The organism is Cognatishimia sp., from assembly GCF_964229375.1.
GTDB lineage: Bacteria > Pseudomonadota > Alphaproteobacteria > Rhodobacterales > Rhodobacteraceae > Cognatishimia.
The window spans coordinates 1-7,764 of the sequence record NZ_CAXREH010000208.1 but is presented as its reverse complement, the minus strand read 5'-3'; the positions used below and the strand labels follow the sequence as shown (position 1 = coordinate 7,764).

Sequence of the window (7,764 nt, the reverse complement as noted above, 5' to 3'; positions counted from 1 at the left end):
TCGGCATCGGAGGCCCTGTCGGCGCAGGCAAAACCACCCTGACCGCACGGCTAGCTGAAACCCTCAAGACCCGGTACTCCATCGGCGTCATCACCAACGACATCTACACTCAAGAAGACGCCGAGGCCCTGACCCGCCTGCAAATCCTGCCTTCAGAGCGCATCATCGGCGTCGAAACCGGCGGCTGCCCACACACCGCCATTCGCGAGGACGCGTCGATCAATCTTGCCGCGGTTGCCGAAATGCAGGCGCGGATCCCCGACGTCGAGGTCGTTTTGATTGAATCAGGTGGCGACAACCTATCCGCAACCTTCAGCCCGGAACTGGCGGATTTCACGCTCTACGTGATCGACGTGGCCGCAGGCGAAGAAATCCCGCGTAAGGGCGGCCCGGCCCTGACCCGCTCGGATTTGCTCATCATCAACAAAACCGACCTCGCGCCCTATGTCGGCGCATCCCTTGATGTCATGGACCGCGACGCCACCGCCCAACGCGGCGGCCGCCCCCACATCTTCGCGCAGCTGAAACATGGTAAAAACGTGGATCAGATCATTGCCGTGATCGAGGAAAATGCCGGTCTTGCGCCCCAAATCCCTTCCTAGATCACATGATTAACGTCTGGGTTTCAATAGTTTACGCGTGATTGCCAACACCCTAGGCTCGGCGGCATTAAGTCGAGCCTGACATATAGCGGCCCCAAATGGCGGAAAATCTATTTTGCAACACCAATTGTCCTGAGCGTTTATTTGGCAACTATTGGCGGGCTTGGTTTGGCAAGGCACAACACGGCTTTGTTCTTTCTTCAGATCGTTTGTTTTGGCAGTGCCTATCAGCCCTATGCGCGTTTTGGCTTAAAAAACTTTCTTGATGTCATCAAAAAAGACCCGACCAAAATTGCGGGCCTTTCCCTGTCGTTTATTGGCTTTCTGGCTTACTAAGCGCGACCTACGCCAAAGCGGTCAGCTCGATTTCAATCCGGAACTTGGGATCAATCAGATTGCATTCAATCATCGTCGCCGCCGGAGGGTTCGCCCCGAACGTCTCGGCCAGCACTTCAAAGCACGGCTCAAATTCCGACGCATCGGGCAGGTAATAATTCACGCGCACAGCTTTCTCAAAGCCCGAGCCCGCCTTTTCCAACGCCGCCCCAATCGTCTCAAGCGCCGATTTACACTGAGCAACCACGTCATCGCCCTGCCCAACGGTGCCCGCAACATGAACAAAACCGCCCGCAACAACCGCGCGACAATAGCCAACCTTCGCCTCAAACTCCCCGCCCGAGGAAATACGTGTGATGGTCATAACGATACCCTTTTTCTCTTGCCAAAAAATATCCCCGTCGGAGGCATGCAACCTGCGACGGGGATCACTTACTTGCGCGTTTGGCGATCAGCTCGCCTCGGCGGCTTCTTTCTCGTCCGAGTGGATCATCAGCGGAGCAGCCTCTGTTGTGACCGCGTCTTCGTTCACGACCACTTCGGTGACGCTGTCCATTCCGGGCAGATCAAACATCGTATCCAGCAGAATCTCTTCCAGGATCGAGCGCAGACCCCGCGCGCCGGTTTTGCGTTCAATGGCGCGGCGGGCGATCGCCTTAAGCGCATCGTCGGTGAAGGTCAGCTGGGTGTCTTCTAGATCGAACAAACGCTGGTACTGTTTCACCAATGCGTTCTTTGGCTCGGTCAGAATGATCACAAGCGCGTCTTCGTCTAGATCTTCGAGCGTTGCCAAGACTGGCAGACGGCCAACAAATTCAGGGATCAGGCCGAATTTCAGCAAATCTTCTGGTTCCAGATCCTGGAAGATCTCGCCAACGCCGCGTTCGTCATTGTCACGCACGTCCGCGCCAAACCCCATGGCCGAGCCCTTGCCGCGTTGTGCAATGATGCGATCTAGGCCAGCAAAGGCGCCGCCACAAATGAACAGGATGTTGGTCGTGTCCACCTGCAGGAATTCCTGCTGTGGGTGCTTGCGTCCACCCTGGGGCGGCACAGAGGCAACCGTACCTTCCATCAGTTTCAGCAGGGCCTGCTGAACGCCCTCACCCGAAACGTCGCGGGTGATCGATGGGTTTTCAGATTTGCGCGTGATCTTGTCGACCTCGTCGATATAGACGATGCCGCGTTGCGCGCGCTCAACGTTATACTCAGAAGCCTGCAGCAGTTTGAGGATGATGTTTTCGACATCCTCGCCCACATAGCCCGCTTCGGTCAGCGTGGTAGCATCCGCCATGGTGAACGGCACATCCAGAATTCGCGCCAGCGTCTGCGCCAGCAGCGTCTTACCGCAGCCGGTTGGACCGATCAGCAGAATGTTGGATTTGCTCAGCTCGATGTCGCCGGATTTCTGCGCATGGTTCAGACGCTTGTAGTGGTTGTGAACAGCCACCGACAGAACCCGCTTGGCGACCGCCTGACCAATTACATAGTCGTCCAGCACCTGACAGATTTCTTTCGGAGTTGGCACGCCTTCAGACGACTTAAGCCCTGCGGACTTCGTCTCTTCGCGGATGATGTCCATGCAAAGCTCAACGCATTCATCACAGATGAATACGGTCGGTCCTGCGATCAGCTTGCGCACCTCGTGCTGACTCTTGCCGCAAAAGCTGCAGTACAGAGTGTTTTTGCTGTCCCCACCACCGGAAGAATTTGCCATATGGTCGTCCTTTCAGGCCATCTGCCTATGCCCGAGCCTTGTGCTCTTGGTTGGTCTTCAACCGTCATTCCCGACAGCTTAGGCCAGCCTTTTTCCGCATACAATGCGAAAGTGCGCCCCAGCGCGTTCACGGAGGCGCACTTTTCAATTATTTTTCTTCATCACCCGTGGCGCGGTTTTCCACGATCTCGTCGATCAGACCAAAGTCTTTCGCCTCTTCAGGTGACATAAAGTTGTCGCGTTCCAGCGCCGCTTCGACCGTCGCCAGATCTTTGCCAGTGTGTTTGACATAGATTTCATTCAGACGGGTTTTCAGCTTTTGGGTTTCCTGAGCGTGGATCATGATATCCGTCGCCTGCCCCTGATAGCCGCCGGAAGGCTGGTGCACCATGACGCGGGAATTCGGCAGGCTGAAGCGCATACCCGGGTCGCCCGCGGTCAGCAGAAGCGAGCCCATAGAGGCCGCCTGACCGATGACCAGCGTGCTGACTTTCGGCTTAATGTATTGCATTGTATCATAAATCGACAGACCAGAGGTGACGACACCGCCGGGACTGTTGATGTACATAGAGATCTCTTTGGAGGGGTTTTCCGCCTCAAGGTGCAACAGCTGCGCTACAATGAGGCTAGACATGCCATCGTGCACGGGGCCGTTCAAAAAGATGATGCGCTCTTTCAGCAGGCGGCTGAAAATATCATAGGCGCGTTCGCCCCGGCTGGTCTGTTCAACCACCATGGGGACCAAATTCATATATGTCTCGACTGGATCGTTCATCTTTGCCTGCTTTCTGCTGTGGCCCATGCTGCGGACCTGTGCCTAAAAAGAGTCTTAGTGGCGCGGGCGGGCACCTGCAAGACGTCGTTGGTTAATTCCCTAACCGCATCGTAAACTCGATTTAATTGAGGAAAAGCGCAAAACAATCCCCCTGTGTGATTTTGCTTTGTTTATAGGCAGATCGAAAACCCGCTGGGCGCTTTGTGATAAGGCGACCCTGACCGAGTGGTGCAGTCCTGACTTGATTGCAATGCGCGGTCGTCGTCAGTTTGAGCTATGTCCCCCATCGTGCTCATCATCTTGGTATTTGTTGCACCACCCATAATCTGGGGCGCGCTTGGCGTTTGGATCTTTGCGCGCACGTCCAACGCCAAATGGCTTTGGATCGGCGGCGCCTGTGCTGTTTTCTCTGCTTTGGTCGCAGTATCGGGCGTGGGCATGTTGTTTGGCGCACCGCCCAGCAGGGCGATTGCTGTCATCCAGGGTTTGATCGCGGCGAACATAGCTATCCCGTTCATCGCCGCCATCTGTGCCACTTTGCTTTTTCGACGCCGAAAGATACGTTAGCCTACTCCAAAGGTGATCAGACAAGAATGGATCGAAAGCCATGCGCAGTTTTGACGACATCTATGACATAGCCGCAGATCGCAAAGGCGGCGCCGATGCGTTGAACGCGATGCTCGAACCCTCGCGCACGTCCGCAGAGCTGGCCAAAATTCCAGAGGACCGATGGTTGGCGCAGTTCACCAAGTGTATCTTTCAGGCAGGCTTTAACTGGAAAGTCATCGAAGCCAAATGGGAGGGCTTTGAAACCGCCTTTTATGGCTTTGACGTGAACCGCGTGGCCTTCTTCAACGACGAGGAATTTGACGCGCTGCTGGGCAACAAGGACGTGGTGCGCAACGGGGCAAAACTGCGGGCTGTCATCGACAACGCGATTTTCTTTCAAGAGCTGCGCGCCGAGGGCGGCATCGCTAAAACTGTCGCAGACTGGCCCTCGACCGATTTCATCGGCTTGCTTGATCTACTGGGGAAACGGGGCTCACGGTTGGGCGGCAACTCGGCCACCTATGCGTTGCGCTTCATCGGACGCGACAGCTTTATTTTGTCTCAAGACGTCACGGCACGCTTGATCGCAGAAGGTGTAATCGACAAACCTTCGACCTCAAAAACCGCCCTGCGCGCGGTTCAGGCGGCCTTTAACACCTGGATGGAGCAATCCGGGCGTGGGCTTACGGAAATCAGCCGCACCCTTGCCCTAAGCGTCTAGGGTTTGCGAAAGGCTTTCTCTGGAACGCGCGACACAGGTGATTTGGGACAGACAGCGGAGCCTTCCATGCCTCAAATGACGACCTATGCACTTATCATGTTGATCGCAGGCATTGGTATTCCAATTCTTGCCGCGCTGAATTCCGCGCTGGGGCAACGTCTGGGCAATCCCTATGCGGCCTCGGTGATCTTGTTTTCCGTGGCCTTGACGATTGTGGTGATTGGCCTGTTCATCACCAAGGGCACATCGGCCTATTCCGCCCTGCCCGGCACGCCCATATCGCTTTATTTCGCAGGGAGTTTTGTTGCTTTCTACGTGCTGTCAGTCACCTATGTCGCCCCGCATTTCGGCATTGGAAACGCGATCTTTTTTGTCCTTCTGGGTCAAATGATCTCAGCGGCGGCGATTGACCATTTCGGGCTGTTTGGCGCGCAAGTGTCGCCGATCACATTGAACCGCGCGGGCGGCATCGCTTTGATGGCCGCAGGCCTTTACGTGATCCAGAAAACCTAAACGATCTTTCCGTCTTCCAGTCGCACCACACGATCCATTCGGCTGGCCAGCTCAAGGTTGTGCGTGGCAATCAACGCAGCCATACCCGATCCACGCACCAGCGACATCAGCGCCTCAAACACTGTGTCAGAGGTGGCCGGATCAAGGTTGCCAGTCGGCTCGTCCGCCAAAAGAACACGCGGCGCATTGGCTAGAGCCCGGCAAAAGGCCACGCGCTGCTGCTCGCCGCCAGACAGCTCGGCCGGTCGATGGGCGGCACGGTGAGCGACGTCAACAGATGCCAGCAATTCCTGCGCTCGGGCCTCGGCCGCCTGCGGCGCAACACCATTGGCCAACTGGGGCAGAACGATATTCTCTAGCGCCGTAAATTCGGGCAGAAGGTGATGAAATTGATAGACAAATCCCACATCTTCGCGTCGTGCGGCGGTGCGTCGGCGATCTGATTGACCTGCCATGTCTACACCCGCCAAGGCAACCTGCCCCGCGTCGGCCTCATCCAACAATCCTGCGATATGCAACAGCGTTGATTTGCCCGATCCCGAGGGCGCCACCAGCGCGACAACTTCGCCAGCGTTCAAGGCCAGATCACACCCCGACAAGACCGTGACCTGATTAGCCTGCCCCTTGTTGTAGGACTTTTTGACGCCCGACAGGGTCAGCACAGCATCACTCATAGCGCAGCGCCTCGACAGGGTTCATCCGCGCAGCGCGCCGCGCGGGAAAGATGGTGACAACAAACGACAGGCCCAAGCTGAGGAACACAGCCCTTAGCACATCTTCCAGTCGCAGCTCTGCAGGCAGCTGATAAATCCCCCGCACCGCCGGATCCCAAACCCCGCCACCGGCGACGTAGTTCACAAACGAGAAGATCGGATCGATATAGATCGCAAAAAGACACCCCAGCACCACGCCCAGCACCGTGCCGATCACGCCCGTAAAGGCCCCACAGATAAAGAACACGCGCAAGACCGATCCTTCTGACAGGCCCATGGTGCGCAGGATCCCGATATCGCTGCCCTTGTTTTTGACAAGCATAATCAGCCCAGACACGATGTTCATCGCAGCAATCAGAACAAGGATCGACAGGATGATGAACATCACATTGTCTTCGATCTCGAGCGCTCTGAGAAAGCCGCCCGATGTGTCGCGCCATGTCCAAAGCAACGCGCGATCGCCGGCCACCTGCAAAATATTCAGGGCCAGCAGGTCCACGTTCTCGGGATCCTCGACCATGACTTCGATTTCATTGGCCGCCCCTTCCAGATTGAAAAAGCTCTGCGCGGCGTCAAACGGCAGGTAGACGCGGGTGCGGTCAATGTCATAGCGCCCGGCGGTGAAGATATAGACCACTTCATAGCTGACCACGCGCGGGCTGACGCCAAAGGCGGTGCGCACCCCGTTGGGCGAGATCAACTTGATCTTATCGCCTAAAGACACGCCTAACTCGCGTGCGACACCCGAACCGATGGCAATGCCCTCGTTGAACCGCGCGATGTCCCCGACAGAGGTTTCAGGATTGGCGATCCGCGGGATGGTGGTCAGGTTTTCTTGCGAGATACCAAAGACTTCGACGCCTGCATTGCTGTTGCGCAGGTTCGCCATCACCTGCCCCTTCACCAAAGGTGCAGCGCGCGTCACGCCCTCGACAGAGCGCACACTTGCGGCCAGTTCGTCATAGTTCTGAATGGTGCGGTCCAGTTGCCCACGTTCGGTCACAACGGCGCTGTGATAGACCGTCACATGGGCGTTGGATCCAAGGATCGTATCCACAAATTCTGTGCGAAACCCGCTCCTTACGGCCAATGTCGCAATCAGCGCAAAGACCGCAAGCGTGATGCCGATCAGGCTGATCCAGGTCATGACTGATACGCCACCTTCGGCGCGACGGGCGCGCAGATAGCGCCAGGCGATCAACCATTCAAATCGCGAAAAAGGGGCTGTGCCTGCCATAAATGCTCCGGCCTTATTGTTGCGCGCACCCTAGGGATGGCCCCCAATCGGGTCAAGCCACGCCAGCGCGTCTTCGCCCAAAGATCAGACGCCGCAAAACCCCAAGCACCAACGCAATAGCAATCCAGCCGCCCACAAAGCCAAAGCCAGTGAAAACCGCGCCCTCAAAGCTTACCGGTACGGCTGGTTTGAAATCGATCATCGCAGCTTGCGCGACATCCATGTCGTTAAATTGAATGGCATTATAGGCGCGCGTGAACGGCCCAGAGCTTTGCAGAACGGCCAAAGCCTCGCTCATCTTTTCATAACGAACGATAGTGGACCCAATGGTTTCGGCCCGCGCGGCGCCAAGGTCACCGCTGCTCGCCAGATCATCCAGCGCGGCTTCGCGCGTCAGCCCAACTGAGGTCGCGTCGGCGTCAAAGCCTTCGACGAACAGGGTCAGCTCGTCAACAGCTCCGGCCAAACGCTGGATATACTGCTGAGAATATTCAGGAAATTGCGACAGGCTCACCCCGCCGGCCAGCCCGCCCAAGAGGGCCAATGCGCGTGCAATCATACTGCGTTCCTCTTGTTCTTTTCAGCCAAAATACCTTGAAAT

11 protein-coding genes are annotated in these 7,764 nt (G+C 56.6%); 4 read left to right on the top strand and 7 right to left on the bottom strand.

What is annotated here, in order from left to right; all coding sequences use genetic code 11:
- Nucleotides 1-602: urease accessory protein UreG (gene ureG / locus ACEQWH_RS15135; protein WP_370232233.1), on the top strand; the 602-nt coding region annotated here is incomplete at its 5' end.
- Between the two features lie 144 nt (nucleotides 603-746).
- A complete protein-coding gene (locus ACEQWH_RS15130; RefSeq protein WP_370232231.1) occupies nucleotides 747-938 on the top strand; it encodes a hypothetical protein in 192 nt (63 codons plus the stop codon).
- Nucleotides 939-945: 7 nt separating this feature from the next.
- Here the strand turns inward: ACEQWH_RS15130 and ACEQWH_RS15125 are convergent, their stop codons facing one another.
- The 4 genes from ACEQWH_RS15125 to ACEQWH_RS15110 form a co-directional block, all read right to left on the bottom strand.
- Entirely contained in the window at nucleotides 946-1,302 is a 357-nt protein-coding gene (locus tag ACEQWH_RS15125; protein ID WP_370232230.1) for a RidA family protein, read from the bottom strand.
- A gap of 87 nt (nucleotides 1,303-1,389) precedes the next feature.
- Nucleotides 1,390-2,655, bottom strand: a complete 1,266-nt coding sequence (gene clpX / locus ACEQWH_RS15120; protein WP_370232228.1) for an ATP-dependent Clp protease ATP-binding subunit ClpX — start codon at nucleotides 2,653-2,655, stop codon at nucleotides 1,390-1,392.
- Nucleotides 2,656-2,803: 148 nt separating this feature from the next.
- Nucleotides 2,804-3,430: an ATP-dependent Clp protease proteolytic subunit gene (locus ACEQWH_RS15115; protein ID WP_370232227.1), complete on the bottom strand. Its 627-nt coding sequence runs from the start codon at nucleotides 3,428-3,430 to the stop codon at nucleotides 2,804-2,806.
- Nucleotides 3,431-3,600: 170 nt separating this feature from the next.
- Nucleotides 3,601-3,957, bottom strand: coding sequence for a hypothetical protein (locus ACEQWH_RS15110; protein WP_370232225.1), 357 nt, complete (start codon nucleotides 3,955-3,957; stop codon nucleotides 3,601-3,603).
- Nucleotides 3,958-4,037: 80 nt separating this feature from the next.
- Between ACEQWH_RS15110 and ACEQWH_RS15105 the strand changes: the two genes are divergently transcribed.
- Entirely contained in the window at nucleotides 4,038-4,700 is a 663-nt protein-coding gene (locus tag ACEQWH_RS15105; protein WP_370232223.1) for a DNA-3-methyladenine glycosylase I, read from the top strand.
- A gap of 75 nt (nucleotides 4,701-4,775) precedes the next feature.
- A complete protein-coding gene (locus ACEQWH_RS15100; RefSeq protein WP_370232235.1) occupies nucleotides 4,776-5,213 on the top strand; it encodes a DMT family transporter in 438 nt (145 codons plus the stop codon).
- Here ACEQWH_RS15100 and ACEQWH_RS15095 read toward each other — a convergent pair.
- Genes ACEQWH_RS15095 through ACEQWH_RS15085 form a run of 3 tightly spaced genes read right to left on the bottom strand, consistent with a single transcriptional unit; the run spans nucleotide 5,210 to nucleotide 7,722 of the window.
- Entirely contained in the window at nucleotides 5,210-5,887 is a 678-nt protein-coding gene (locus ACEQWH_RS15095; RefSeq protein WP_370232221.1) for an ABC transporter ATP-binding protein, read from the bottom strand. The genes ACEQWH_RS15100 and ACEQWH_RS15095 overlap by 4 nt on opposite strands.
- Nucleotides 5,880-7,163 carry a lipoprotein-releasing ABC transporter permease subunit gene (locus ACEQWH_RS15090; protein WP_370232219.1) on the bottom strand — a complete coding sequence of 428 codons (1,284 nt, stop codon included), beginning with the start codon at nucleotides 7,161-7,163 and terminating at the stop codon, nucleotides 5,880-5,882. Before ACEQWH_RS15090 ends, ACEQWH_RS15095 begins: the two co-directional genes overlap by 8 nt.
- Before the next feature lie 52 nt (nucleotides 7,164-7,215).
- A complete protein-coding gene (locus tag ACEQWH_RS15085; RefSeq protein ID WP_370232217.1) occupies nucleotides 7,216-7,722 on the bottom strand; it encodes a DUF2937 family protein in 507 nt (168 codons plus the stop codon).
- Nucleotides 7,723-7,764: the final 42 nt, after the last annotated feature.